The sequence below is a fragment of the Trinickia soli genome (genome assembly GCF_002879855.1).
GTDB classification, from domain to species: Bacteria; Pseudomonadota; Gammaproteobacteria; order Burkholderiales; family Burkholderiaceae; genus Trinickia; species Trinickia soli.
Genome location: NZ_PNYB01000087.1, coordinates 1 through 412 on the forward strand (window position 1 = coordinate 1; position 412 = coordinate 412).

Here is a 412-nt window from a genome sequence, read left to right on the forward strand (position 1 = left end):
CATCAGGACCTGTGGCCTGCCGGCGACATCGGGATGGATGGTGATCGGGAAGACCGCGTAGTCCATTTCGCGATAGACCCAGTCGAACTGCGCCTTCCACATATCCTCGATATCGCGCGGATTGACGAAGCCGTGACTGTTGGGTGACTTCTTGATGAACATCATCGGCGGCAGATCGTCGAGATACCAGGATGCCGGGATTTCGATCAGGTCCGTTTCATGGCCGCGCTTCAGCGGTACCATCCAGTCGGCGGGCTTTTTGGAATAGTCGATCTTGGTCCAGCTGTCGCCGACACGCACGTAATACGGCGTGAAATCATTGTGCATCAGAGAGTGATCGTACTTGATGCCGCGCTCCAGCAGCAGTTCGTTGGTGACGGTGGAAAACTCCCACCATGGCGCCACATAGCCG

The 412-nt window shown here is 56.8% G+C and carries 1 protein-coding gene; it reads right to left on the reverse strand.

Annotation, left to right across the window (positions count from 1 at the left end):
• Positions 1 to 412 (reverse strand): polysaccharide deacetylase family protein (locus tag C0Z19_RS27755; RefSeq protein WP_500472332.1); only part of this gene is annotated, 412 nt, incomplete at both ends.